Origin of the sequence: Viridibacillus sp. NPDC096237, assembly GCF_050278625.1 — a bacterium.
GTDB lineage: Bacteria > Bacillota > Bacilli > Bacillales_A > Planococcaceae > Viridibacillus.
The window spans coordinates 25,941-52,868 of the sequence record NZ_JBNNTI010000029.1 but is presented as its reverse complement, the minus strand read 5'-3'; the positions used below and the strand labels follow the sequence as shown (position 1 = coordinate 52,868).

Annotated in this window: 21 protein-coding genes, 1 pseudogene and 1 riboswitch; of the genes and pseudogenes, 14 read left to right on the top strand and 8 right to left on the bottom strand. The window is 35.1% G+C overall.

Features of this window, described 5'->3' with window-relative positions; genetic code table 11:
* From ACQKMD_RS15345 to ACQKMD_RS15335, 3 genes and pseudogenes are all read left to right on the top strand, one after another.
* Positions 1 to 785, top strand: a 785-nt coding sequence (locus tag ACQKMD_RS15345; RefSeq protein WP_427753015.1) for a transposase, incomplete at its 5' end; no start/stop codon positions are given.
* Between the two features lie 442 nt (positions 786 to 1,227).
* Positions 1,228 to 1,767, top strand: coding sequence for a hypothetical protein (locus ACQKMD_RS15340; RefSeq protein ID WP_053418064.1), 540 nt, complete (start codon positions 1,228 to 1,230; stop codon positions 1,765 to 1,767).
* Positions 1,768 to 1,970: 203 nt separating this feature from the next.
* Positions 1,971 to 2,526, top strand: a pseudogene (locus tag ACQKMD_RS15335) (site-specific integrase).
* A gap of 126 nt (positions 2,527 to 2,652) precedes the next feature.
* Here the strand turns inward: ACQKMD_RS15335 and ACQKMD_RS15330 are convergent.
* Positions 2,653 to 2,826 (bottom strand): hypothetical protein, encoded by a 174-nt coding sequence (locus ACQKMD_RS15330; RefSeq protein ID WP_427753014.1) that lies wholly within the window; start codon positions 2,824 to 2,826, stop codon positions 2,653 to 2,655.
* Positions 2,827 to 2,907: 81 nt separating this feature from the next.
* Here ACQKMD_RS15330 and ACQKMD_RS15325 point away from each other — a divergent pair, with 81 nt between their 5' ends.
* On the top strand, positions 2,908 to 3,603 hold the full coding sequence (locus ACQKMD_RS15325) for a hypothetical protein (protein ID WP_427753013.1): 696 nt from the start codon (positions 2,908 to 2,910) through the stop codon (positions 3,601 to 3,603).
* 996 nt (positions 3,604 to 4,599) lie between these two features.
* Entirely contained in the window at positions 4,600 to 4,725 is a 126-nt protein-coding gene (locus ACQKMD_RS15320; protein WP_427753012.1) for a hypothetical protein, read from the top strand.
* 228 nt (positions 4,726 to 4,953) lie between these two features.
* Here ACQKMD_RS15320 and ACQKMD_RS15315 read toward each other — a convergent pair whose 3' ends face one another.
* Together ACQKMD_RS15315 and ACQKMD_RS15310 are read right to left on the bottom strand one after the other, a co-directional pair.
* Positions 4,954 to 5,832, bottom strand: a complete 879-nt coding sequence (locus ACQKMD_RS15315) for a S8 family peptidase (protein WP_427753011.1) — start codon at positions 5,830 to 5,832, stop codon at positions 4,954 to 4,956.
* Between the two features lie 88 nt (positions 5,833 to 5,920).
* Positions 5,921 to 6,622: a hypothetical protein gene (locus ACQKMD_RS15310; RefSeq protein WP_427753010.1), complete on the bottom strand. Its 702-nt coding sequence runs from the start codon at positions 6,620 to 6,622 to the stop codon at positions 5,921 to 5,923.
* Between the two features lie 1,135 nt (positions 6,623 to 7,757).
* On the opposite strand from ACQKMD_RS15310, the gene ACQKMD_RS15305 reads away from it, so the two are divergent.
* Positions 7,758 to 8,306 (top strand): HTH domain-containing protein, encoded by a 549-nt coding sequence (locus ACQKMD_RS15305; protein ID WP_427753009.1) that lies wholly within the window; start codon positions 7,758 to 7,760, stop codon positions 8,304 to 8,306.
* Between the two features lie 311 nt (positions 8,307 to 8,617).
* On the opposite strand, the gene ACQKMD_RS15300 is transcribed toward ACQKMD_RS15305, so the two are convergent.
* A complete protein-coding gene (locus ACQKMD_RS15300) occupies positions 8,618 to 10,237 on the bottom strand; it encodes an SH3 domain-containing protein (protein WP_427753008.1) in 1,620 nt (539 codons plus the stop codon).
* Between the two features lie 1,025 nt (positions 10,238 to 11,262).
* On the opposite strand from ACQKMD_RS15300, the gene ACQKMD_RS15295 reads away from it, so the two are divergent.
* Positions 11,263 to 13,185 (top strand): acyltransferase family protein, encoded by a 1,923-nt coding sequence (locus ACQKMD_RS15295; RefSeq protein WP_427753007.1) that lies wholly within the window; start codon positions 11,263 to 11,265, stop codon positions 13,183 to 13,185.
* A 450-nt stretch (positions 13,186 to 13,635) separates the two neighbouring features.
* Here the strand turns inward: ACQKMD_RS15295 and ACQKMD_RS15290 are convergent, their stop codons facing one another.
* The 4 genes from ACQKMD_RS15290 to ACQKMD_RS15275 all read right to left on the bottom strand — a co-directional run bounded on the left by ACQKMD_RS15290 (position 13,636) and on the right by ACQKMD_RS15275 (position 15,575).
* On the bottom strand, positions 13,636 to 13,944 hold the full coding sequence (locus tag ACQKMD_RS15290; protein ID WP_427753006.1) for a hypothetical protein: 309 nt from the start codon (positions 13,942 to 13,944) through the stop codon (positions 13,636 to 13,638).
* A gap of 107 nt (positions 13,945 to 14,051) precedes the next feature.
* Entirely contained in the window at positions 14,052 to 14,501 is a 450-nt protein-coding gene (locus ACQKMD_RS15285; RefSeq protein ID WP_427753005.1) for a hypothetical protein, read from the bottom strand.
* A gap of 32 nt (positions 14,502 to 14,533) precedes the next feature.
* Entirely contained in the window at positions 14,534 to 15,142 is a 609-nt protein-coding gene (locus tag ACQKMD_RS15280) for a cation:proton antiporter (RefSeq protein WP_427753004.1), read from the bottom strand.
* A complete protein-coding gene (locus ACQKMD_RS15275) occupies positions 15,120 to 15,575 on the bottom strand; it encodes a cation:proton antiporter (RefSeq protein WP_427753003.1) in 456 nt (151 codons plus the stop codon). The genes ACQKMD_RS15280 and ACQKMD_RS15275 overlap by 23 nt, the downstream gene beginning before the upstream one ends.
* 313 nt (positions 15,576 to 15,888) lie before the next feature.
* Here ACQKMD_RS15275 and ACQKMD_RS15270 point away from each other — a divergent pair, with 313 nt between their 5' ends.
* The 7 genes from ACQKMD_RS15270 (at position 15,889) to ACQKMD_RS15240 (ending at position 26,861) form a co-directional block, all read left to right on the top strand.
* On the top strand, positions 15,889 to 17,277 hold the full coding sequence (locus ACQKMD_RS15270; protein ID WP_427753002.1) for a protoporphyrinogen oxidase: 1,389 nt from the start codon (positions 15,889 to 15,891) through the stop codon (positions 17,275 to 17,277).
* Between the two features lie 592 nt (positions 17,278 to 17,869).
* Complete coding sequence (locus ACQKMD_RS15265; RefSeq protein ID WP_427753017.1) at positions 17,870 to 18,073, top strand: sortase domain-containing protein; 204 nt, start codon at positions 17,870 to 17,872, stop codon at positions 18,071 to 18,073.
* Between the two features lie 165 nt (positions 18,074 to 18,238).
* Positions 18,239 to 18,345, top strand: a riboswitch (SAM riboswitch).
* Positions 18,346 to 18,418: 73 nt separating this feature from the next.
* Entirely contained in the window at positions 18,419 to 20,278 is a 1,860-nt protein-coding gene (locus ACQKMD_RS15260; protein WP_427753001.1) for a bifunctional homocysteine S-methyltransferase/methylenetetrahydrofolate reductase, read from the top strand.
* Entirely contained in the window at positions 20,259 to 23,693 is a 3,435-nt protein-coding gene (gene metH, locus ACQKMD_RS15255) for a methionine synthase (protein ID WP_427753000.1), read from the top strand. Before ACQKMD_RS15260 ends, metH begins: the two co-directional genes overlap by 20 nt.
* Before the next feature lie 279 nt (positions 23,694 to 23,972).
* Entirely contained in the window at positions 23,973 to 25,025 is a 1,053-nt protein-coding gene (locus ACQKMD_RS15250; protein WP_427752999.1) for a fatty acid desaturase, read from the top strand.
* Positions 25,026 to 25,123: 98 nt separating this feature from the next.
* On the top strand, positions 25,124 to 26,263 hold the full coding sequence (locus ACQKMD_RS15245) for a sensor histidine kinase (protein WP_427752998.1): 1,140 nt from the start codon (positions 25,124 to 25,126) through the stop codon (positions 26,261 to 26,263).
* Positions 26,256 to 26,861, top strand: a complete 606-nt coding sequence (locus ACQKMD_RS15240) for a response regulator (RefSeq protein ID WP_427752997.1) — start codon at positions 26,256 to 26,258, stop codon at positions 26,859 to 26,861. Before ACQKMD_RS15245 ends, ACQKMD_RS15240 begins: the two co-directional genes overlap by 8 nt.
* The last annotated feature ends 67 nt before the right edge of the window (positions 26,862 to 26,928 follow it).

The following is a 26,928-nucleotide window of genomic DNA, read 5'->3' as shown; positions in this document are numbered from 1 at the left end:
GTATTAAAAATCGAATCATTCGTTGGCTAGATCGCTACTTTCCAGAATTTACTCAAGTCTTTCCGAATTTCGGGAAGATGGCACTTGCAACACTGGAAATGACGCCATTACCAAAGGATATTCAAGGGAAAACAGCTGAAGAGCTTGTATTTCTTTACCGTCAGGTAGAGGGGATGAGAGTTCCACAGTTACCTAAAGCAAAGCTTCTTATTGAAGTAGCGAAGAACTCTATCGGATTATCAGAAGGGACACAGATGGCACAACATGAAATCGCCACGCTCCTACGTCAGTATCGCTTATTAGAAAGCGAAATTGAATCTGTAAACAATGAATTAGCCGAAATGGCTAAAACAACGATGGAATATGATCTACTTGCATCAGTTCCTGGTTTAGGAAATGCGACAATCGTTGATTTACTATCAGAAGTAGGTAGCTTTTCACTTTATGAAAATCCACGCCAACTTATCAAACTAGCGGGATTAACATTAAGAGAAAGCTCGTCTGGTCAACATAAGGGACAAAAACATATCTCTAAACGTGGACGAAAGAAACTTAGAAATATTCTTTTCAAAGTAATGGTACCACTGATTCGTCATAACGCAGCGTTTAAACTGCTTCATGAATATTACACCACACGCCAGCAAAATCCCTTACGGGGAAAGCAGTCGATGGTAGTACTCTGTGGTAAATTACTGAAGGTATTACATGGTATTTGTAAAAAGAAAGTCCATTTTAACGAGCAACATATGATGAACGACCTCTACTGTCTCGAAGAGGCAGTGTAAACTTTTTTCATCGAACTATAACAAGAAGGATGACACGGAGAAGCCAGCAAAATAACTAAACTCAGACTATGAGTCTCCGGGGCAGCTTAGCAGGCCTCTGCCTTATGAATAGACCGAACGAAGGAATGTAAGCGCATTGACGCTAAGAGACATGGGAGGGTACGTCGTCATAAGCATCGCAGAGATCCATTGTGCATCACATAATGGATAAAAAAGCTAATTATTTCCATTAGTTTTAGCGAAGCGTACGCTTTATTTGGTAATAAAAACTATAAATTCAATCATCTGTCTACAAAAGAGATGAAAAAATATTTTTCTTACATCAAGAAGTGATGAAAACCGTTGATACTTCAATGTTTATAGAGGGAGGTTAGTTGAAGAGTATTGTTGAATTGTTATAGGTAAACAGATAATTGTGTGCGTTATACAAGGGGGTTTTGAGGTGAATGTAATTGCGTGGCTGATCGTTGCTTGTGAAATAGGGTTTTGGGTTATTATCGCTTTAGGTCTATTCACACGATATATTCTAAAAAGAAATAAATTAGGATTATTTTTCCTAGCTTTAACACCTGTTATTGATTTAATTTTATTAGTTGCCACGGGTATTGACTTGTATCGTGGTGCGACTGCTACCCAAGTGCATGCAATTTCTGCTGTATATATTGGAATCTCAATCGCATTCGGTAGGAGTATGATTGAATGGGCTGATATACGTTTTCAATATTATGTGATGAAACAAGGAGCGAAACCATTTAAGAGATTTGGCATCGATTATGCGAAACACTATTTTAAAAGCTGGGGACAACATGTGCTTGCTTTTCTAATAGGTGCCGGGGTTTTATTCACCTTAATCTATTTAATTAACGATTCAGCTCGAACAGAAGTGTTGGCTGGATTTTTAAAAATATGGACACTTGTGTTAGGTATCGATTTTTTGATTGCCATAAGCAATTTTATTTGGCCGAAAAGGGCAAAGGGATAACAATATCATAATACCGCAATCGGGCGCGATTGTTTAATAAGCGTCGCTGTTCTAATTCAACTAACGGGTGCTTAGTTCAATAACTGAGTTAGAAAAATCATCTTATCTAAGGTGGTTTTTTTATGCTGTTTTATTGGGTTCTTCATTTCGTGATACACTAACATACAAAATATGTACGAAAATGTATGAAGTGAGGGGTTTAGATGGCCAAAGAAAAAAACGTGCAGCCATTGCGCACGAAGGCAGAAATTGAAGATTTTCGGTGGGCGCTGTCCAAGTATGCGAGCGCTCGGGATCTGTTTCTTTTTAATTTAGGGATTAACGTTGGACTGAGGGTGAGTGATCTGGTTCCATTGAAAGTGGACGATGTACGAGGGAAAACGCATTTGGTCATCACTGAGCAAAAGACGAAGAAAACAAAACGCTTTTTGATTCCACGTGCCACAAGAGAACTGATTGAGTCGTATACACGTGATATGAGTCCGTCAGCGTGGTTGTTTCCCAGCCAGAAGGGGAACGGACCGGATTTCCACGACACAAGCGTATAGAGTCCTGCAGAAGGCTGCGGAGGCGTTAGGGCGTGAAGATATTGGCACGCATACGATGCGCAAGACGTTTGGGTATCATCATTACAAGCAGCATAAGGATGTCGCGGTGTTACAGCAATTGTTTAATCATTCTGCACCCTCGATCACGATGCAGTACATAGGGGTCACAGAAGATGAAGTAGATGCGACCATGGAGGGTTTTTCTTTATAATAATTTTTACATATGTTACTGATGTAGGAAAAAAACATTAATTAATGTTTTTGAGAGTTAGAAAAAAGTGAGCAAATAATATATATTTGCTCACTTTTTTATTTTTTAGTGATGTAATTTATAAAATTAATTTTCATTTTTTTTAAATTTATTTCTATCTAAAAACATTAAAAATAATGAACCTAAGAAACTAATAATTAATAAAACTAATGCCCAAGTTGTTTGATAGTTTACTATGATTCCAAATAGAGCAACTAAAGATAAACAAAGGTATGAATAGGGTGTTTTAAGTAATTTCATAATATTTAAGCTTCCTTTCTTTTTAAAAGTATATTTTGATTATATTGTAAGAAGAAAATTTTTACAAAAATGGGAGATAGGGTGAATTTAATAAAAATGATTGATTCTTTAAAGAAATTTGTTTTGATAGGTTGCTGTTCTATGTTGTTATTAGGAACTTTTGCTTTAAGTGAAACTAGTGCAAGTGCGGAAATTATTAATGAAAATTATTCAGCTTATCAATATGATCAAACTTTAAATGAATTAGGTTTGAATAAAGAAAGTGATTCTTATAAATTATTATTGGCAGTTGATAAGCTTCCTTCTGATATAGAAGAACAGGGTGCTGAAAAAATTGCGAAGTGGCTTTCTAATGAAACGGGTATTAATATTATAGCTGAAAATGATAATTTGGTTTTTCCGGATTATCAAGAAAAAGCGGCTGGAATTGAAAATGATAGTTTGGTTTCTATAAGAAGTTATTCAGCTTATCAAATTGCAGCCTGTGTTGGCGCAGTTGGTGTAGCAGTATTATCAACAGCGATTCCTATAACAAAGATAACAAAGCTAAAATCTATTTTTAAGGCATTAGGTGGTGTTACTGACAGTATTAGTATGATTCATATGAATTATAAATACTATAGAATTGAGAAGAAGTTATCAGTAAACAAATCATTGGATAAGGCCATTAATGATATTGTGAATAAAAATAAATTAGGTGCTGACGCTAAAAACTTATTACTTGATTTCTTTAATCTTAGTTTAGTAGCTGGTTCATGTGGACCTTTATTTGAATAAGTCTGTGAAAAGTTCACTCACTTTTTTTCTACCTGTCAATTTGTAATTTAAAGGATACGTGCGTAGTTTTTTAGCTATTGTACATTTGAAAAGTCGATAAATTCCCAAATGGGGGCAATCGGCTTTTTTATTTTTAAAAACTAAACTGAAAGGAGTAGGATTTCAAAAGAGAATGTTATTTGGTTGATTGCTAGTAAGAAATGGTTAAGAGGTGCTTTTTTTGCGTCAAAAACGAATGAAGGGAACTTTTTTTGTTTACATTATAATTTTCCTTCTTTAAAATGGGGTTATACTATTTTATTAGCTTTCAAATACGTAATTAGCGGATGATTTTTAAAATTATTCCGTATTTGTTAAGAAGTCGTCAAACCAAATTTATTTGGAGATTCGGCATAAAAACCAAGTGTCTATATACTCGTTTACGAGAAAATAGATCGGCATAAAAGTATGCCAAAAACAGTGTTTTTTGCTATGCGAAAAAACATTCATAGAGGTATTTACGCTATGCGTTTTATAATACGTACGTTGAGTGGGTAGAAATGTATCATAGGGAGAGTACACCCCTAATTAGCAATTGGCTGATACAAAAACAAAATAAGAGGACAGATCAGGTAGGTCACTAACCAAGTAAGGGATGGTTAAGAGGGCGTGCTTTTTTTTGCGTCTCAAAAAACGGATGGAGGAAAAGTAAAAATGAGAGATGAGGAGAATTAGCAATCGCTGAGCGATTGCGTGCAGCTGAAAGCTGCACATAGAATTTGCTTTGCAAATTCGTTTGCGCGTCCCAGCGCAAAATGGGCGGAGATTGATTGATGGCATACTCCGATAACAAAGTGCGGAAGGTTGAATTGGATTTACCAGGCACATTGATAATTACATATTTCGTTCGAAGAATGAATCCGACACCTTATTGCATGAACGAGCTTGCTCGTTGGTGCAATAAGGTGGATGCGTAGCGCAGCGGAGCACGAAATTTTGAAGGAATGGGGTGTTTAAATGGAAAGACGAGGACGTACATCGATCGTAAGAGAGGTCAAAGAAAGCATTGAGGCGATTGATAAAATCGGTATTTCAAAGCGTGCAGCAACAGAAAGCCATTGTACTACAGAAAAAAATGGATGAAATTTTTCTTTAAACTATAATTAAAGGTTCCCTAACTATTAATTTAGTCGGGGTCCTTTAAAGATAAGATTCAACATTATATATCGAGCTGATGTTATTTTACTGAATTTCCGATCTGGAATATGTAATCCGAAAGAATACTACTAATAATTCTTTGATTCTGCTGTGTTTTTCGTAAGAAGTAATTAGTCACATATACAAAGTTGTCCTATTTTAAAAATAGAGTCTCTATTTTTTAAAAGGTTCTATGTAATCAATCTCTTTTTCAGATATTTTATTTAATATACTCTTTATTTGTTCGATAGATATGTTTGTTTGTTGTTCTTTTAGTAAAGCAATATAGCCTGAAATAATTGCTGTAGCTTGGGATGTTCCACTTGATGTAAATTCATCATTATTTGTATCTCTAACAGTCACATCTACTCCAGGGGCATTAATATCTACTTTATTTTTAGCATTGCTATTTTTCCAAATTACATCATTTTTATCAATAGCACCTACTGATATTACCTTTTCCATGTTAGAGGGGAAAAGCGTTTCTGAAGTACCATAGTCACCAGCTGATGCTACGATAACAATGTTTTTTTTAATTGCTTTTTCCAATGCTTTTTTAACCATTTTATTTTGGTTGTATGACCCTAAACTAAAGTTGATAATATCTACATTTTTTTTAATTGCAATATCTAATGCTTTAACTATGGTATTAGGGTTTATTGATTCATCGTTATTCATAATTTTTATTACTAGTATTTCGCAACCTGGACATATTCCTACTCTTTTTTCGCTTCCTTTAATCAAACTATACATCATGGTTCCGTGGCCATTTTCATCAAATCTTTGACTACTATTAGATAGGTTAATATTGTCTATTAGATTTGTTGATTGATCTTGTGCTACTCCGCTGTCTATTATTGCTATTTTTTGGTTTTCGCCAGTAGAAAAGTTGTGTAATTTTTTATAATTTAGTTTTTTACTTTCCCATGTTGCTGTAAATTTTTCAGGTTCTATAGTATCTGTAGTTTTTTGATAAAAAAATATTATTAAGATTAGAGTAATACAAATAATAGGGATTAAATAAAATAGTTTTTTTTCAAAAAAATTCTCCATTCTAATATAAATAAAAAGAAACGCCCCTAAAGAAATTGGGACGTTCTGTACAATGACTAACTAAAAATGTACCTTCACATGATTTTTATTATTGAGTTTTTACGTTATAAACAAAAGCTTTTGTGATAGATGCTACAATTCCTCGTTTTGATAGACCATTATAATAATTAAGGCTATTAGCAAACATAAAGTACCAGCTACTAGCTACACCGCCAACTACAAAACCAAGACCTCCTGAAAAGAAACCTATAGCTCCACCAGCTACAACATGTCCGATAGCTAGTTGATTTGCTTCATATGCCCATTTATTTGCATTTGCAGTACTCTTATAGTAATCAGTACCCCACCAGTGGTTCACTGCTTTTGTTGAGCCACCTTGAACATAAAAATTCTCATCATTTTTTTCAATTAATTCACCATTAGTTAAGACTGTAAGTTCATTATTACTAATAGATTCATTTAACTCATCAATGCCTTCAGTAAATTTTTCTACTAATGATTCTTTAGTGTAAACTACGTTTACATTTTGTTGCTTAGCTAATTCATTTATCTTTTGAAGATCTTCATCACTAATATCATTGGATATTTTAGCAACATCTTCAACTATAAATTCTTCATTAGCGGCATCAAACTGAATATTTTTACCTATTGTATCAATTACTGTATCAATTACATCTGTCTCTGGAATAGCAGTCATTTGAGTAGAGCTTTCAGCTGCTGAAACAGGACTAGTTACAGTAAATACAAGCATAAAAGACAATAAAATAATAACAGGTACGACTTTCTTCATATGTATTACCTTTTCCGATTTTTTAATATTACTATACAATAATAACAAAACTTCCAATATATTGATAGATTTATATTATAAAAAGTTATAGAATTTAAATAAAGGGAGGGATTCTATGAATAAGATGTTTTTATATTTTCTTATCGGCATTATTGTTTTTCTATCTATTATTATGGCAAGATATATTGGGTTTATCAGTGATATAGCGTTCTTTATCATTATGTTGTTGTTTATTGGTGGATTATCTATTTTGAGAAAGAAACTAAATATTTCATTTTTTTCTTAGTTATTAGTGAATTTAGATTATCTAAGGATAAAAATGTGATGTGTTTTCTCTAATGAAAATATTCATGCTAAATAGTATATTAAATTCATAAATTCAAATTCTTATCTTATTATCTATCAAATTTCATGACAAATATCATGCATGTTCAGTAGTTCAGTTCACATCGGAAAAAAGCACAGTCATTCGGGACTGACCCCTGTATTTAAGACAGAGATCAAAAAAGCATTTATCCAACCAGTTGTCGGTATTGTACCGGCGACTGGTTGTTTAGTTTCGGGAAGAAAGAGCATAAGGGAAAAATGCCCCCAAATTTATTGTGGGGTTAGGCAGAGCCTAGCTTTCCAATGGGTACACGATTTTCTCTAAAATCACATGTTATGTACACGTTTTTTATATGAAAAACGTGCGAATTTGCTTGTTAATAAATTTAAAATCGATCCTAGTAGTTGAGTAGAAACATTGGGGTGAACGAGTTATATTCAGGAGCGTTCTGCAGTTAAATAAATATGTACTAGAGGGGAAAATATACCGAGTAAGGAGAATAATAGTTTCCAATTTGAAGTAGTAATGTTACTATTTATGTAACTTAATCGAACGAAATCAAAAAAGTCAGCATCTATAACAGTACGCCAATACTGAAATAGACCGCCAGATCACATATAGGGTGTGATTGACGTTGCTAACTTCTTTAGATATATTCATATGTCATTATTTTATATGATGAATATCAATTTATCAAGGAAGTATTATTAGGTCAATTTAATTAATTGTCATTGATAAGAAGCATAGTCATTCACTACACAGTGTTTGATTATGCTTTTTTTGTTTTCTTAAAGGGAGAAGATAAAAATGACAATTAAAAATACACTAACAGCAACTCAACAGAGAACACAATTTTATATGACATACAGCGGAAATAAACCGAACCGATCTGTAAAAGAAAGCCGTTTAAAACAATTAGAAGTAGATTTGTTGCAACAAAATATATTTATGGATGAACTATTTCCACAAAAACAATACTTAGTATTAGAACAGATTGCATTCTGGTTGTCTGCTAATGGCTTATGTAAGGTCGGGACTGACACGTTGGAAGAAAAGCTTGGTGTATCAGTTAGAACGGTTAGAAATGCTATTAAAGCGCTTAAATCAACGAATCAATTTGTAGTTGGCCGTTTACAATCGACTAAAACAAATTGTGGTAAATACATAATTGTAGATAAGAAACATGAGAATTTTAAATCCATTATGAAGGAAGTATTCTTGTTGTCTGAAGTATCTATTACACAACTAAATGCACAACAGAAAATATTGAAAGACCTTGATATGTCTACGTTTGAACAAGAAAATAAGAGTCCTAACCTTTATTTATCTTTAAGTAATTCAAAACAAGCTATTTAATAAATATATTCATAGTTTTGATATGTAAGAAGCAATTAAGAGAGAAACTGAATCTCAACAGCCGAAAACAGCCGAAGAACAACGTATATTGCTTTTAACGTACACAGACAACGAGTATCAGCGTTTGTTTTTCGATTTCTTACAGGAGAGTAACTACGAAGCGGCTAGGCGCCCGTCCGCGGTAAGTTTCGGAAAACCTAATCTATCCTATATAAAAATAAAAAGACTGTAGAAAACTCGTTTTTTCGAGTTTGCCTACAGTTTGAAAGGGAATACCTCTAAATTAAAGAGGTATTTCCTTTTTTCTTTTTTTAGTTAAAATAATTAATTAAACCATTTGTAATTCCATTTGCAGCAGAATTACGGAATGTAGCCGTTTTTAAAGTTTGTACTTCTTGTAGATTCGTGATAAATCCTAATTCAACAAGGACTCCGATTTGTGGATTTTCTCTTAATACATATAGATCTTGATATTTTTGTCCACGATTAATCATGTTCGGTAGAGAGTTACCCATTCCTTGTTTGATATACGAGGCAAGAGTACTATCTTTACTTTTTGTATATAGGACGCTGAAACCGCGAGCTGAAGCTGTAGCTGAATCATGATGGATACTTATAAAAGCATCAGGCTTCATCATATTTGAAAAGGCAACACGGTCATATAATGTTGGGAAAATGTCCGTAGTTCGTGTCATTTTCACTATAGCACCAGCAGCTTGTAATTTTGATCGCAAAGCTAATGCAGCTTGGAGATTTAGATCTTTCTCAAGTACGCCATTTGAGACTGCACCTGAATCTGATCCTCCATGACCTGGATCAACGACAATAACTTTACCATTTAAAGAACCACCAGATGTATCTGTACCATCATTTGATACTGGCTTTGTTGGTTTAGATTGCGTAATTTTACCGTAGCTACCAGAAACCCAACCGGTTTTACCTGAAGTATATGTAATTTTAATCCAGTTATTGCTCGACTTATCTAAAATTTTAAATGAGTTACCGTATTTAACAGCACCCAATTTTGTTGCAGTTGCTGAAGCGCTTGTACGTACATTTAAAGAATCAGCTGTAATAGTAAAGTATTTTCCAATGTCAGTTGAAGGTACTACTGACCCAGTATTCGAATTACCGTTAGATGAAGTGGTTGTTGGCTTTGTTTTAGTGATTTTACCATAGCTAGTACTTGCAGACACCCAACCTGTTTTGCCTCTAGCATATGAAATGTTAACCCAATTATTGCTAGATTGAGCAAGAATTTTAAATGAGCTATTTTTATTAATTACTGCTAATTTTGCGGAACTAGCTGAAGTGCTTTTTCGAACGTTTAAAGAATCAACTTTTACAGTAAAGTATTTACCAACATTAGCAGTCGAAGTTGCAGCAGGTTTTACTGTTGAAGCATTCGAACTGTTAGTAGATGTGCTTGGTTTAGTCGTAATAGTGACATACGATTTACTAACCCACCCTGTATACTTGCTCGTTTTAATTTGTACCCAGCCATTTTTTTCGGCAAGGACTGTGCCGATTGTTCCTTTAGATAACTTCCCAAGACTTTTGTACGATGTACCGGCTCCGTTACGAATGTTCAAATTACTAACATTAGCGACGGCTTTTTTCGTATTACTTGAAGTGACTGTAGTTGAGACTTTGTTGACATACTTAGAAGAAACCCAACCTGTTGTATTACTAGATTTCACTTTTGTCCAAGTACCCTTTGTAGAAATCTTTGTAACCTTGTTACCTTTTTTTAAAACTTTAACAACTTTGTAGTTTGTACTTGGACCTGAGCGCATATTGAGTGTTTCAGCATTCACTTTCATAGTAACGGTAGATGCAGCGCTTGCTTGTTTTGTACCGGCAAAGGAAGGAATGATTATTATGCAACATAGGAGAAGTAAAAACATGAATTTAAATCTATTCTTTTTCATTCTATACCTCCTCATTCGCTATATTAATGGTTATTTAGTAAAAAAGGCGTATTTTAAATGAAGTGTGACGTTTTTTTATTATTTGTTACACAAATGTAATGAATATTTAATGAAATTAATCGATATATAACTATGAAATTATAATGAAAAGTGATATATAAAAATGAATATATATAACCAAGTAAATATATAAAGGTGACTAAAGTATTGATTATGGTTAGAGCGTTTTGGTAAGTAAATAGAATCATTTGACTTAAACTTTTTATATGGAATTATTTATTTTTTGGAGGCTTTTTGATGAAATAAAAAGTTAAATTTGAAGACGTCTAGAAACAGATGATTTCAGCGTATAAATGTAGGATGTGCACTATCCATATCTGTGCAATATAGTCTACAGTGCAATACATGAAAAGAGGATAGGTATGAGAATAAGAGTCAACATCGCGGTTGTATTTTAACGAAAAAAGGAAATGTTTTAATCGCTATACGCTAGGGGTTAAAGTGCAGTGACTCACTGGAATTGTTAGTGGAATATGGAAGCTATCATTATTTTGTAAACTATATATAATAGTAAATTCTTATTTTACAACTGATTACATACTTTATTTTTTAACATACTACATTACAGAAAAAATAGCACTATAATATTATTGGTAACTTATTCCGGCCGTGAAAATAATACATATTTTGAAATGAAAAAACACTTAAAAGAGCGTACCGAGACTCGGTCTAAAACTATAAAAAGTTGCTATTTAGGTTTACGTTGAAATAATATAGGGAAAGCATTTTTGTTGGTTATAATTTGAAAATAAATAGGTGAAAGTACTTTTTGAAATTAAGTAGTTATATTTATGAATAAATAGAGAGTTTACTATAAAATGCTAGAAGCAGTATAGAAGTAACGTGATTTAACTAATTAATAATTATAATTTTTTTGAAGAAAAAACAATATTTTAAAAACTATTCTTTTGATTAATTCGTCAAATATAAATAGATAACAGTGTTGCGTATTAGGGGGTAGTGTAATGCCAAAGCCAGTGAAAGATAATCGCAGATATATAAGTGGTTTGGACGGACTAAGGGCTTTGTCGGTGTTGGCGGTCATTTTATATCATCTACATTTTAAATCAGTAGAGGGTGGATACTTAGGTGTAACCATTTTCTTTGTTTTGTCAGGTTATTTAATAACAGATTTACTAGTGAGCGAATGGGATAAGACAGGTAGGATTGATTTGAAAGGGTTTTGGATTCGACGATTTAGACGGTTAATTCCTGCATTGTTTATAATGTTAATCTTAGTCGGAACATGGATTACTCTTTTCCAAGAAGAACTATTAGTAGGGTTACGGTCAGAAATTGTAGCTGCTGCAATATATTTTAGCAATTGGTTTTACATAGCACAGGATCATTCGTATTTTACATCGTTTGCACCGCCATCACCATTGCAACATATGTGGTCATTGGCAGTAGAGGAGCAATTTTACATAGTATGGCCAATTATTATTATGGTTGGTTTAAAGTTAGTTAAGAATAGAGGAACCCTTGCTTTAGGCATTTTCGTAGCGGCACTTGTATCTGCTATTTTAATGTTCGTAATGTATGAACCAGGTGTGGATCCAAGCCGTGTTTATTATGGTACGGACACTCGTGCATTTTCGGTTTTAATAGGGGCTGCGTTGGCGTTTGTATGGCCTAGTAGGAAACTTGCTAAGAATGTCACGAAGGATGCTGAAAAATTTCTTAACATTATAGGAAGCATTAGCTTTGCTTTATTAGTATTGATGATGATGACGATGGATGAGACAGGTTCATTTTTATATATGGGCGGTATGTTATTTGCTTCAGTTGTGACTGCTATTTTAATTGCAGTTATAGTACATCCGGCAAGTTATATAGGTAATCTATTTAGCTTTAAGCCACTTATTTGGATAGGAGCTCGCTCTTACGGCATCTATATTTGGCATTTCCCAATCGTTGTTTTAATGGGAGCAGGGGTTGGAAATGAGGCAATTGGTTTTACTAAATTGTTAATAATTATTGTTCTAACACTTCTATTCGCCGGTTTATCTTGGCGATATGTGGAGGACCCGATTCGCAGAGGACAATGGCGAGTTTGGCTAAATAAATTTCAATCAAAAGAATGGTCTTGGTCGTGGAATCAGTGGGATTTACCTTATCGTATAGGCTCAGCAATAGCTGGATGTGTAATAATTATTTTCATCATGGGGATGATTTTCACGCCAGATAAGCAGTCTGCGAGCCAACAATTGGAAGACCATTTAATAGCAGAACAAAAAAAACTTGAAAAAGTACAGCAGGAACAGAATAGAGAAGCAGAGAAAGCTAATGAAGAGAAAATGATAGAGGAAGAAGAGCAACGCGAAGAAGCAAAGGCGAAAGCTGAAGCTGCAAAAGAACACGTTGAAGCTTTAGAAAAGGAAAAGGCTAAAAAGGCTCAAGAAATACCAAATGAAGTAACGGTTAGTGCAATTGGTGATTCAGTTATGTTAAGTGCTGCTACAGAGTTACAAAAGAAGATACCTCAGATTGTCATTGACGCACAAATAGGACGTCAAGTATATGATGCTTCGAAGGTTGTTACTAACTTAAAAGGCCGAGGAAAACTTGGACAAGTTGTCGTGATAGGTCTTGGCTCTAATGGTGATTTTAGTACAACACAATTAGATACATTATTAAAAGCTATTGGTAAGGACCGTACAATTTACTTAATGAATACAAGGTTGCCAAGGGATTGGCAAGACGGGGTAAATAAAAAATTAAGTAAAGCTGCAGAAAAAAATAGTAATGTAACATTAGTAGATTGGTATAGTGAAACAAACAATGATAAAGACATTTTCTATCCTGACAAGATTCACCCGAATGAAAAAGGTGGGGAATTTTATGCAACACTTGTACGTGAAGCTATAGCGAAATCTGTGAACAATTAATAATAAAGAAAAACGCGCTTTTAAAAAAGGAGCGTTTCAGTATGTCAATAAAAGACATCCTGAATGTCTTTTGTTATTTTTATATATTTTGATTATTTAAATCCTCTTTTATAGATAAAATACTCTTTGAGTGTTAACTTTTATGCTATTAAATTTTTGCCAAGTCCAATTGGCGAATTTCTTTAAATTTATAGCAGCAATAGTAAGCATCACCTGCATGAATACTTTTTTAAGACCTTTTTAGCTTGTCCACCGCATACTCAATATTTCATAAGATGTTCTTGAAGTACTAGTTGATCCAAAGCAGCAGAAGTTTTGTTTATATTACATATGTAGTTGATTGGAGCGAAGGTGGCGCGCGCCTGCGGAAAGCGTCCACCTTAGCGAAAATCACCGGTCTTATCTAATTGTCTACATCTAAAACGCTCCTATAAAAAAAGGAGCGTTTTTCTATTCTACTACTTCATACAAAGATATGCTCTCAATATAATTTACAAATCGGCGTAGTTCTTTTTCTTCTGCTCGGTCAATCTCACCGGCTTCGTACATCTTTTGGATTTCTAAACGTTCCGTTTCAATTAAAAGAGCTCGTAATTCCTCTTTAATTTCATCATGGCATTCAGAATTTTGAGTGACGGACTGCTTCATTCTGTCCATAATTTTGCGATATTCATAAATAATAGTATTAGCAAGGTCAGGATTTTCTTCTGATTCAGCGTGTTGTTCTAAAGCATCCATACCTGCCCCAAGAGCACGCATACGTAACTCTTTCTTTTGACGGAAATAATCAAAGCGTTTTTCTTTATTTAGACCGTATTTTTTTCGGGTACTTCGCCAGTGAAGTAAAATTCTATAGAGAATGGAGATTACTTTAGACGATTTGGATTATTAATATTCTTTTCGCGTTCTTTAAAAGCAGCTTGGCATGCAGAGTATATATCAGGGTCTAAGTTTTGCTCCTTTTGAGTCTTTTCTATATAGTCCTGTTCTGCTCTTAAACCGATTAAACGTAGTTTTTTTATTTGATTCTTTCGTTCTTTAGAAGCTAATTTTTCTGCATTAAGCTCTACATCAATTTGATTAAACATCATTTTATATTCGTCTATTAATTCAAAAGCGACAGTTTGATTTTCTTCAGTCATCACTGTATTGATTTTACGCACTGAAGTAAGCAGCAATCGTCTTTTGGCTTCATTGAAAGTGAGTTTACCTTCTCGCATTTCTAGAATTTCTTCTTCATCAATTAATAGAGGTAAGAAAATTGTAGCAATTATCAAAGTAAATAAAATAACACTAGATGCTAAAAATAATATCAACGAGCGCTCTGGAAATAAATCACCATTATCAACTAGCCTGCCATCGTTACAGCACCGCGTACGCCTGTTAAGCTCGTCAGTAAACTCGTTTTCAGACTAGGCTTTTCCATTTCTTGAATAGCGTCTTTTTTATACTCGTAGTGAGAAAAAGCATAAGACCAAATGAAGCGAATACCTAATATAACGAAGCCAATCGCAATAGAGTAGCCGATAATTTGCCAGTTATTCATGGATGGATTTTCAAGCGTTTCTGTCATAGAAAGTGGAATATTCAATCCGAGTAATAGGAATACGACCCCGTTTAAAATGAACAGTACGATAGACCAAGTATTTTCAGTAATTAGTTGTTCCTCTGCAATTAAAGTCTCCGTATGATCTTTTACAAGTGCGTGTACAATTCCTCCTACAACAACAGCAATAACTCCGGATGCATGGAAGACATCCTCTGCAATGAAATAAATGATAAAAGGTGTTAATAGCTGTAATAGTGAATGAAAAACGACATCATGAATGCCTTTTTTCCTAAGTGTAAAGCGCAGTTGTGTAATAATGATACCTAAAATTAGACCAAGAATAGCTCCAGCTAAAAATGTATAAGTAAACTCAAAAAAAGTTTCCTTAATTGAAAAATAACCTGTCACAACAGGCTGCCACGGCGAATTTGAAAGCAACTAAACCAGAAGCATCATTGATAAGTGATTCACCACGAACAAGATTTAAAATCTTCTCCGGTATTTGTATACGCTTTGCAATACCGTTTACTGCTACAGGATTAGTGGGCGATAAAATAGCTGCAAGTGCAAATGTAGCAGCAAGTGGTATCTCCGAAATTAACCAGTGAATAAAGTAGCCACCACCGAGTGTCGTTAGAAGGACTAATATAATAGCATTCCCGAGAATTGGAGCGCGCATTTTCCATAGTTCTTCTCTAGGGAAATTGCGCCCATCATTATACAAAAGTGGAGCAACAAAAAGTAATAAAAACCACTCAGATTCAAGCTGAAGTGTCATCTCATTAGCAAATATAGCTAGTGTGAATAAGTGCTGTAGGTATAAATGATATATAATGTCCAATTACATTCGACAACAACAAGCAAACTAATAGTAAAAGTATTGTAATTAATAAATCCATAATAAGCTCCCTTCAAAAAAAGTATCGATATAAAAGTAAGTATTTATTCATTACCCTTTTACAGAAATAAATGTGTTGTGTAAAAAAATCATGAGTATGAATGAAAAGTTCATGTTAAATTTGACAAAGCTGTAAACGTTCGAAAATATGTACGTGAATATGTGATGGATATCATGACAGTTTTGAAAATGAAAGTTTATACTAGAGCTACAAACAATTTAAATAAGACAGAATCCTTTGTGAGGAGTGAACATATTGAAAACAGTTGTTGTAGTCGGTGGCGGTATAACAGGCCTGTCTACTATGCTTTATTTACAAAAGGAAAAAGTAAATAAAGGCTTAGATATAAATTTAATGTTAGTTGAAAAGAATGACTTCTTAGGCGGTAAAATGCTTTCTGTAGAACGTGAGGGCTTTATTTTGGAGACGGGGGCAGATTCGATTGTTGCTCGCCATGCAAGTGTTATGCCTTTAGTAGAAGACTTAGGGTTACAAGATGACCTCGTATATAATGGTACAGGTATTTCTTATATTTACACAAATAATACATTGCACGCGATTCCAGCGGACAGCGTTTTTGGCATTCCTACAAGTGTAGAGTCTCTTGAAAGTAGTACGTTAGTTTCAGCGGAAGGAAAACAAGAGGCGTTAAAAGATTTAGAGTTGCCGAACGAGCATTTTACAAAGGACAGTTCAATTGGTTCTTTCCTTGAGTATTTTTTAGGAAAAGAGCTTGTTGAAAAGCAAATTGCTCCAGTGTTATCAGGGGTCTATTCAGGGAAATTAGATACATTGACAATGGCATCGACTTTACCTTATCTACTCGATTATAAAGATCAGTATGGAAGTATTATTAAGGGGTTTGGCGCACATAAAGAGAAATTTCAAAAAGCGGCAAATAAAAAATTCATCTCTTTTAAAAATGGTTTATCTTCATTATTTAATCGTTTTGAGGAAAAGTTAACAGACGTTACAATACTAAAAGGCATTTCAACAAATGATATCGAAAAAAATGGCGATAAATATAGAATAACATTTAATAATCATGCAGCAATTGAAGCTGATTTTATCGTGTTAACAACACCCCATGATGTAACTCAAAAGCTATTAAAGGATCCAAATTTGGACGAGGACTTCAACGAATTTAGCAATGCATCACTAATTACGATTTATTTAGGTTTTAATATTCCTGATAGCCAATTACCTGCAGACGGTACAGGATTTATCGTGTCTGAAAATAGTGATGTAAAATGTAATGCTTGTACATGGACAAGTCGTAAATGGAGCCATACTTCAAAAGACGGTAAATTACTTGTACGATTATTTTATAAAAATTCAAACCCAGCTTTTGAAGAGATGAAGCATTTAAGTAAAGCAGAATTAACTAAAATCGCATTAGAGGATATTGCAAAAAGCTTAAAAATAGAAGCAGAGCCCACTGTTGTAGATGTGACAAAGTGGAATGATTTAATGCCAGTTTACCATCTTGGACATGCAAAAACAGTAGAAGCTTTATCAACTAAAATGGCTTCTTCATATGAAAATATAGTACTTGCAGGTTGCTCTTATTACGGTGTAGGTATTGGCTCTTGTATTAAAAATGGAAAAGAAACCGCAGAATCGATACTAAATAAAATACAGTAAAGAATGATCATTAGATTGGAAAGAGCTATTAGAAATAACAATTTCTTTAGCTCTTTCTTTTTGCACAAATTTTTAGTTTAAACAAATTGGAAAACTACTTGAAAGTGCTAAATGAATTGTTACTATAAAATGAATGAGTAAAAAAAGGGAAGTTTGATTATAGGTATTCTATTTTTGGTAATCGGGTTGGTTAGTATTTATTTTCTATAGACCAATCATGGGTTATTTCATCTCGCAAAAGCAACGATCGAACAACAAGACATAGAGATGGCTATAATAAACCTAGATACGTATTTATTTTGAGTAAGTAGCTGATTTAAATGTCAAAGATGTTGTCAAGGTACAATTCAATCAAAGGAAACTTAATGCAATTGGAGCTAGTAGTATACATCATGTGAATATGCGATTGCCCCATTTTATATGTGTCGAATACAAACGTAGCAGTTGGTGCAGGCACGATGAGCCAAATCAAAAGATGGGGAAAGCTAACTATGCGCTAGCTGGACATAATATGAATAATGGGAAGGCACTCTTTAGTCCTCTTACAAATGCAGAAGAAGGTATGGAAGTTTATTTGACTGACTTTTAAAAAATCTATGAATATAAAATTGAAAAAATACATATTGTACAACCGGAGCAAATTGATGTGATTGATGAAAATGAAAAAATGATAACTCTTGTTACATGTAATTATGATGGCTCTAAACGCATGATCATTCAAGGTAAACTGGTTGAAACAAAGGGTTATGATAAAGCAGAAGGTAATGAAGTTTTTTCAAATAAACAGCAACGATAGAAAGGTCAATCTTTTAATACGAAGTCTTCAAAAGTCCTCTTTTTTTGTTTTGTAGTAAAAATATACATATAATACTGAGTTTTGCTGCAATTGCGAAAATCCACTTGACGATATTCATCTCAGGGGTTATGATTCTTTTAATTATTCTAACAATTAAATAAATATTTCTTATCAAGAGAAGCTGAGGGACTGGCCCTTTGAAGCTTCAGCAACCAGCCATTTGGTCAGGTGCTAACTCCAGCGGATTTACTGATTGTCCGAAAAGATAAGAAGGAGCGAACTTCGTAATCGTCAAGCCTTCTTATTCATAAGAAGGCTTTTTTATATAGAAAGGAAGGGATTTTAATGGGATTACTTGAAAAACTACAAACACAAGTGTTAACGGCTGACGGTGCGATGGGCACTCTATTATATTCTTACGGAATCGATTATTGTTATGAGGAATTGAATATCACTAAACCTGAAGTGATTGAAAATATTCACCAACAATATATTAAAGCTGGTGCTGACATTATTCAGACTAATACATATACAGCGAATGCCATTAAATTAGAACGTTATGGTTTAGAGAGTTCAGTAAGAGAGTTTAATGAATCGGCAATCGCAATTGCAAAACGTGCTGCGGCACCAGGAGGACAATTCGTCTTAGGGACAATTGGCGGTATTCGCGGTATTCGTAAAAGTGAAGCGACACTAGATGAGATTATAGTTGCACTTGATGAGCAGGCTGGGCATCTACTGTCGGGTAATCCAGACGGTTTATTACTTGAGACGTACTATGATTTTGAAGAGCTTTCATCCGTAGTGAAGCATTTGCGCAAAGTAACAGATATACCAATCATCTCGCAAGTATCCATGCACGAGCCAGGAATTTTACAAAACGGCTTACTACTAAATGATGCACTACACCAATTAGAAGCTTTGGGTGCAGATATTATTGGAGTAAACTGCCGTTTAGGCCCCCACCATACAATCCAAGCGTTTGAAGATGTTGAATTACCATCAAAGGCATTCTTATCTGCGTATCCAAATGCAAGTCTACTAGATGTAGAAGATGGCAAAATTGTTTATGAATCAGAGGCTGATTATTTTGGTCGTGCAGGTGTTTTACTACGTGACCAAGGTGTTCGCTTAATCGGTGGGTGCTGTGGTACAACACCGAAGCATATTGAAGCGGTTAAAAAACGTATTGCGGACCTACCACCAATTGAAAATAAAATTGTAAAAAAGAAAAAAGTGGTTGAGATTAAAGAGGCGATACCAGATCATCATGAGCCACTCCATGAAAAGGCGAAAAAGGAACGTACAATTATCGTAGAGCTTGATACACCTCGCCATCTTGATACTGCCGCCTTTATAGAAGGTGCGCAAATACTTAATGCAACAGGAGTTGATGCTGTCACTATGGCTGATAATTCGTTAGCATCTCCTCGTATTAGCAACATGGCAATGGGCTCTATTTTGAAAATGCAAAATAATATTCGTTCCCTCGCCCATATTACTTGTCGTGATCGCAATCTAATTGGCTTACAATCACATTTAATGGGCCTAGATGCATTGGGCATTAATGAGATTCTTGCAGTTACTGGAGACCCTACAAAAGTAGGTGATTTCCCAGGTGCAACTAGTGTTTATGATGTTTCAAGCTTAGAGTTACTTCAGTTAATTAAACAATTGAATGAAGGGATATCATTTTCTGGTAAACCTCTTCGCAAAAAGGCTAATTTTTCTATTGCAGCTGCATTTAATCCTAACGTTCGAGTACTTGACAGAGCTGTAAAACGATTAGAAAAGAAAATTGAGTGCGGAGCAGATTATTTCATCACACAACCTGTATATACAAAAGAAAAAATAATAGAAATCTATGAAGCTACGAAACATTTAGAAACCCCTATCTTCTTAGGGATTATGCCATTAACCGGTATCCGAAATTCGGAGTTTTTACATCATGAAGTACCAGGTATTAAGCTCTCTGAGGAAGTACTTGAGAGAATGCGTGCAACAGGTGACGATAAAAACCTTGCAACTGCAGAAGGTATTGCGATTGCTAAGGAATTAATCGATACAGCTGCAGAGTTATTCAACGGCATTTATATTATTACACCATTCACTCGTTACGACATGTCGGTGGAATTGATTCACTATATTCAAGAGCTAGACAAACGGAAAGTAGGAGATCACAACTATGCTAAAACAACCAATTAAAGAACGACTCCAACAACATATTCTTATTTTAGACGGTGCGATGGGAACTATGCTCCAAAACGCTAATTTAACACCTGATGACTTTGGTGGAGATGAATATGATGGCTGTAATGAATATTTGAATATTACAAGACCTGACGTGATTGAAAATGTACACCGTGCTTATTTAGAGGCCGGTTCAGATATTATTAGTACAAATACATTTGGTGGAACACCCGTTGTATTAAATGAATATGCACTTGGTGATCAAGCATATGAAATCAACTTATTAGCAGTACAGATTGCTAAAAAAGTAGCAGATGAATTATCAACCCCTGAATGGCCACGCTATGTTGCTGGTGCAATGGGACCGACGACTAAAACCCTTTCAGTGACTGGTGGTATTACATTTGATGAGCTATTGTATGACTTTTATGTGCAAGCAAAGGCATTAATCGAAGGTGGAGCGGACTTATTATTACTTGAAACAAGTCAAGATATGCTGAATGTTAAGGCGGGTACTTTAGGTATTAAACAAGCATTTGAAGAACTAGATAAGGAACTTCCAGTGATGATTTCAGGGACAATCGAACCGATGGGAACAACTCTGGCAGGGCAAAGTATTGAGGCGTTTTATATTTCAATTGAACATATCAATCCTTTATCAGTTGGATTGAACTGTGCTACAGGACCTGAATTTATGACGGATCACTTACGTTCGCTTTCAGAATTAGCGACAAGCTATGTTAGTTGTTATCCGAATGCTGGTTTACCAGATGAAGAGGGGCATTATCACGAAACTCCGGAATCACTGTCTAAAAAGCTTGAAGGTTTTGCAGATAAAGGTTGGTTAAATATTGTTGGGGGTTGTTGTGGTACGACACCAAATCATATTAAAGCAATTCGTAAAGTGGTGGAAAATAAGCAGCCTCGCCAAATGCCCGAAACGGAACATGGGCATGTAGTCGCAGGAATTGAACCGCTTGTTTATGATGATTCAATGCGCCCGTTGTTTGTAGGAGAACGTACAAATGTTATTGGTTCACGCAAATTTAAGCGTCTAATTATAGAAGGTAAATTTGAAGAAGCAGCTGAAATTGCACGTGCCCAAGTAAAAAATGGTGCGCACGTCATGGATATTTGCTTAGCAAACCCAGACCGTGATGAACTTGAGGATATGAAAAACTTCATGACAGAGGTAGTGAAGAAAGTTAAAGTTCCTCTTGTAATCGATTCGACGGATGAAAAAGTAATAGAAGAAGCTCTGAAATATTCCCAAGGTAAAGCAATCATTAACTCTATCAATTTAGAGGACGGTGAAGAACGTTATGATGCGGTTTTGCCTATCGTAAAAAAATACGGTGCATCTATCGTCATCGGAACAATCGATGAAAAAGGGATGGCTGTTGACCGCCATAGTAAATTGAAAGTTGCTGAACGTTCATATGATTTACTAGTTAACAAATGGGGAATTGCACCAGAAGATATAATTTTCGATCCTCTTGTATTCCCGGTAGGCACTGGAGATGAACAATATATAGGTGCAGCTGAAGAAACGATTGAAGGTATTCGCTTAATTAAGGAAAAAATGCCACGTGTACTAACTATTTTAGGTGTTAGTAATGTATCGTTTGGTTTACCTCCAGTTGGACGTGAAGTATTAAATGCTGTGTATTTATACCACTGTACACAAGCTGGATTAGATTACGCAATTGTAAATACCGAAAAATTGGAGCGCTATGCTTCAATTCCAGAGGCCGAGATTAACTTAGCAAATGATTTAATCTATAAAACAAATGATAAAACACTTGCTGATTTCACTGATTTCTACCGTGACAAAAAGAAAGAAAAGACCGAAGATGATATTCCGAAAACAGTACCAGAGCGACTAGCTTATTACATTATTGAAGGTACAAAAGAAGGACTACTTCCTGATTTAGAAGCTGCTATGAATATGTACGATTCACCGTTAGAAATTATTAATGGACCATTGATGACGGGGATGGCTGAGGTTGGACGTCTATTCAATGACAACCAGTTAATTGTAGCAGAAGTATTACAAAGTGCAGGGGTGATGAAAGCATCTGTTTCTTTCCTAGAACAGTTCATGGAAAAAAATGAAAATGACACTGGTAAAGGGAAAGTTATTTTAGCAACTGTTAAAGGTGATGTACATGATATCGGAAAAAACCTTGTCGATATTATTTTAAGTAATAATGGCTATAAGGTAATTGATGTCGGTATTAAAGTTACACCGCAAGCACTGATTGAAGTTATTAAAAAAGAACATCCAGATATCGTTGGTTTATCTGGATTACTCGTAAAATCAGCTCAGCAAATGGTTATTACGGCGCAAGATTTCAAGGATGCGGGTATCATTACACCGATGCTCGTAGGTGGAGCGGCATTATCAAGACGTTTTACAGAAACAAAAATTGCAGCAGAATACGATGGTCCAGTTATGTATGCAAAAGATGCGATGCATGGGCTTGAGTTAGCTAATAGACTGCAAAGCGTCGATAAAGGTGAATTGCTAGATGAATTAGAAGACGCAATTGAAAAACGTGTAGCATCGGAGGCAAAACGTGCTGCAAGACCAGCTATTGCAGTAGCTGAAAAACCTGTTAAAACAGTGCGTTCAGATGCACCTATCTTTGTACCTGCTGATTTACGACGCCACGTTTTAAAGGACTATTCTGTATCACATCTGTATCCGTATGTGAATATGCGAACATTAATTGGCCATCACTTGGGTTTAAGAGGATATAGCGATGAAATGCTTGAAAAAGGTGAATCCCGAGCAGTTGAGTTATACGAATTAGTAACAGAATTTCTGGAATCAGGTATGTTGAATCCATCAGGTATGTATCAGTTTTTCCCTGCACAAGCAGACGGAGATGATGTTATCATTTATGATCCAGCAGATAGTAAAACCATTATTGAGCGTTTTACTTTCCCGCGTCAAAATAAGACACCATACTTATGTTTAGCTGATTTCTTGAAAACAGTTGATAGTGGTGAAATGGATTATGTTGCTTTCATGCAAGTAACGGCAGGTCATGGTGTACGTGAAGCAGCAGCGCGTATGAAGGAGCAAGGGAAATTCCTTGAAAGTCATGCATTCCAAGCGACAGCTCTTGAGTTAGCTGAAGGTTTTGCAGAACGTATCCACCAAGAAATAAGGGACCAATGGGGGTTCCCAGATGCCACCGATTTCACAATGCGCGATCGTTTTGCGGCAAAGTATCAAGGACAGCGTTTCTCATTTGGCTATCCAGCGTGTCCAAACTTAGAAGATCAATCGAAGCTATTCGGTTTGATCAAGCCAGAAGATATAGGTGTACATCTTACAGAGGAATTTATGATGTCGCCAGAAGCATCCGTTTCAGCAATTGTCTTTGCACATCCTGATGCACGATATTTCAATGTAGAATAAGAAAAAGCGAGATGGTTTTATACCGTCTCGCTTTTTGCATTTATTTTAGATAGATTTATGTGTCATTTAAAGTGTAATAACGAAAATCCATTACTATGGTTAAATGATAGATGGTCAACAAAGTAAGTATTATCAAGTGTATATTAGATTTATTACCAAGTATTAAGACTTACTATATGACAGATGTCATATGTTAATCATGACAACTATATCTACTATCATTTTTCGATAAGTTTTAAGATGATAATATCTAAAGCGAAGAAAAGTGAGGGACATCACATGAATAATATAGAAAAGACGAAGCAATTACGTAAGGACGTTGCACCGTTCGCTAAGTCTCATTTGAAGAAAAGTATTATGCAATTGGTTAATACTTTATTGCCACTATTCAGTTTATGGACAGCTGCCTATCTATTATTCCCAGTATCTGTATGGGCGTCAGTTGGATTGAGTGTTATCGCAGCAGGATTTGTAGTTCGTACATTCATTATATTCCATGATTGCACTCACGGTTCATTTTTTAAAAATAAAAAAGCAACGGATATTGTTGGTACATTGACAGGAGTATTAACATTGTTTTCTTATGAAAAATGGAAACGTGAACATGCTATTCACCATGCAACAAGCTCAAACTTAGACAAACGTGGTGTTGGCGACATTTGGGTAATGACAATTGATGAATACATTGCAGCATCAAAAATGGTACGTTTCAAATATCGTGCTTACCGTAACCCGCTTGTAATGTTCGGAGTTGGACCACTTTATTTAGTTTTAATTTCAAGTCGTTTTAATCGCAAGGATGCAAAACGAAAAGAACGTATGAATACGTATCTATCAAATATTATTATCTTAGCATTAGCAACTACGCTTGTAATGACTGTCGGATGGGCTGCATTTTTAATCGTCCAGGGTACTACGATGTTTGTAGCAGGTTCACTAGGTATTTGGTTGTTTTACATTCAACATACATTTGAAGACTCATATTTTGAAGAAGAGTCTGAGTGGGATTATGTAAAAGCTGCAATTGAAGGAAGTTCATATTATAAATTACCACTTGTTTTACAATGGGTAACTGGTAATATTGGTTTCCATCACGTGCATCATTTATCACCACGAGTACCTAATTACTTGTTAGAAGAAGCGCATGAAAAAGTGCCACCACTTCAAAAAGCAACAACAGTAACTATCAAAACGAGTTTAGAATCATTGCGTTATAAATTATATGACCCATCACATAAAGCCTTTGTGACTTTTAAATCTGTACAAAGGTTAGTTGATGAACATGATCGCTTGTCAAAAGATCAAGATGTAACTATGAAAAAAGCAAGCTAAGTATGAAAAACGGTCATTTCTTTAACCAGAGATGGCTGTTTTTGTTTGGATGACATTTGATATAATAGGGGCAATTAGATGGGACGGTGAATAAATTTATGCTGAGCTGGTTTAGTATTTTCCCTAAAAGCCCTTGGCTAAGTATTTATGCTTGGGTTATTTTCTGTTTACTACCATTCTTTTTCATATTTAGCTCATCTTCGTTTATAGAAATAGCGATAGGAATTTCAATTTTATTATTATATTTTATTTCGTATCGTTTTTCACATAAATCACAAAACGGACTCGTGTATATGTGGGTATCTTTTGAAATGCTAATTAATGTTGCTATGACATTACTTTTTGGTTATGTATATCTGTCATTATTTACTGCGTTTTTTATCGGGAATATCCGTAATACGGTAGGGTTTTACATTATGTATGGCTTACATATCGCTTTTACAATTGGCGCGATAGTAGCAGGTTTTTTCATTGAAATTGATTTGTTTCTTCCTCAAATTCACTTTGTCATTATTTCGGTTATTGGAACGGTCCTATTACCGTTTAATTTATATAACTGGAATAGGCGTGAAAAGCTTGAAGGACAATTAGAGTCAGCAAAAGAACGTATTTCTGAACTTAGCGTTTATGAAGAGCGCCAGCGTATTGCGCGAGATTTGCATGATACGCTCGGACAAAAGCTTTCAATGATTGGTTTGAAAAGTGATTTGGCCGCACGTTTAGTGGAAAAAGATCCACAAGCAGCAGTGATAGAATTAAAAGATATTCGCCAAACAGCAAGCATTGCTTTGAAGGAAGTACGTGAACTTGTCGCAGATATGCGTACAGTCAAGTTACGTGATGAACTTGTCCGCATTCAACAAATATTAGTTGCTGCCGAAATGGAGTTGACTATTGTAGGGAATCCTAGTTTCGATAAGATTCCAACAATTGTAGAGAATGTACTAAGCATGTGTTTAAAGGAAGCTGTTAATAATATAGTAAAACATAGTGATGGAACGAAATGTGAAATTACTTTCGTCCAAAATAAAAATGAATTACAGATTATCATTGCAGATAATGGCGTAGGTCTATCAACAAAAAAAGTAAAATCAGAAGGTAATGGCCTGAATGGTATGCGAGAACGATTAGAGTTCGTCAACGGCAATCTGCAAATTACTGAACAAAATGGCACAGTGCTTAATATTACTGTACCAGTCGTCATCACACATCAAAAGGGAAGTGACCAACATGATTAAAATCGTCATAGCTGAAGACCAAGGTATGCTTCTAGGTGCTATGAAATCTTTACTCAATATGGAAGATGATATGGAAGTAGTCGGCATTGGCAAAAATGGCGCAGAAGCTGTCGCGCTTGTCGAGGAGCATAATCCTGATATTTGTATTATGGATATTGAAATGCCCTTGAAAACCGGATTAGATGCCGCTGAAGAATTACAAAATCATCCTTGTAAGATTATCATCCTAACAACTTTTGCTCGTCCTGGATATTTTGAGCGTGCACGTAAAGCTGGCGTGCGTGGTTATCTATTAAAAGACAGCCCCATAGAAGAACTTGTAAATTCTATCCGTGTAATTATGGAAGGCAGACGCTTATATGCACCAGAGTTAATCGATATTGTCTATGAAGAGGCCATTGAAAATCCGCTCACAGAACGCGAAAGCGAAGTACTTGAGCTAGTAGCGGAGGGTAAAACGACGAAGGAAATAGCGGGGGAGCTTTTTCTTTCGCCCGGTACCGTGCGAAACTATATTTCAACAATCTTAGACAAACTAGAAGTAAGCAATCGAATTGAAGCAATCGCTCGTTTTAAGGAAAAAGGATGGAATAAATAGAGCTGTGAAAATGGCTTGGCTAAGTGATTTCTATATTTTAATTTTATTAGCATCTCCTTGTGAGGTG

Bases quoted from the DNA above. Each gene is read 5' to 3' on its own strand.
- ACQKMD_RS15260 (WP_427753001.1), top strand. From the start codon at position 18,419: ATGGGATTACTTGAAAAACTACAAACACAAGTGTTAACGGCTGACGGT.
- ACQKMD_RS15245 (WP_427752998.1), top strand. From the start codon at position 25,124: ATGCTGAGCTGGTTTAGTATTTTCCCTAAAAGCCCTTGGCTAAGTATT.
- metH (WP_427753000.1), top strand. From the start codon at position 20,259: ATGCTAAAACAACCAATTAAAGAACGACTCCAACAACATATTCTTATT.
- ACQKMD_RS15310 (WP_427753010.1), bottom strand. From the start codon at position 6,622: ATGAAGAAAGTCGTACCTGTTATTATTTTATTGTCTTTTATGCTTGTA.
- ACQKMD_RS15320 (WP_427753012.1), top strand. From the start codon at position 4,600: ATGGAAAGACGAGGACGTACATCGATCGTAAGAGAGGTCAAAGAAAGC.
- ACQKMD_RS15250 (WP_427752999.1), top strand. From the start codon at position 23,973: ATGAATAATATAGAAAAGACGAAGCAATTACGTAAGGACGTTGCACCG.
- ACQKMD_RS15290 (WP_427753006.1), bottom strand. From the start codon at position 13,944: ATGCGTGCTCTTGGGGCAGGTATGGATGCTTTAGAACAACACGCTGAA.
- ACQKMD_RS15305 (WP_427753009.1), top strand. From the start codon at position 7,758: ATGACAATTAAAAATACACTAACAGCAACTCAACAGAGAACACAATTT.
- ACQKMD_RS15300 (WP_427753008.1), bottom strand. From the start codon at position 10,237: ATGAAAAAGAATAGATTTAAATTCATGTTTTTACTTCTCCTATGTTGC.
- ACQKMD_RS15315 (WP_427753011.1), bottom strand. From the start codon at position 5,832: ATGGAGAATTTTTTTGAAAAAAAACTATTTTATTTAATCCCTATTATT.
- ACQKMD_RS15295 (WP_427753007.1), top strand. From the start codon at position 11,263: ATGCCAAAGCCAGTGAAAGATAATCGCAGATATATAAGTGGTTTGGAC.
- ACQKMD_RS15330 (WP_427753014.1), bottom strand. From the start codon at position 2,826: ATGAAATTACTTAAAACACCCTATTCATACCTTTGTTTATCTTTAGTT.
- ACQKMD_RS15240 (WP_427752997.1), top strand. From the start codon at position 26,256: ATGATTAAAATCGTCATAGCTGAAGACCAAGGTATGCTTCTAGGTGCT.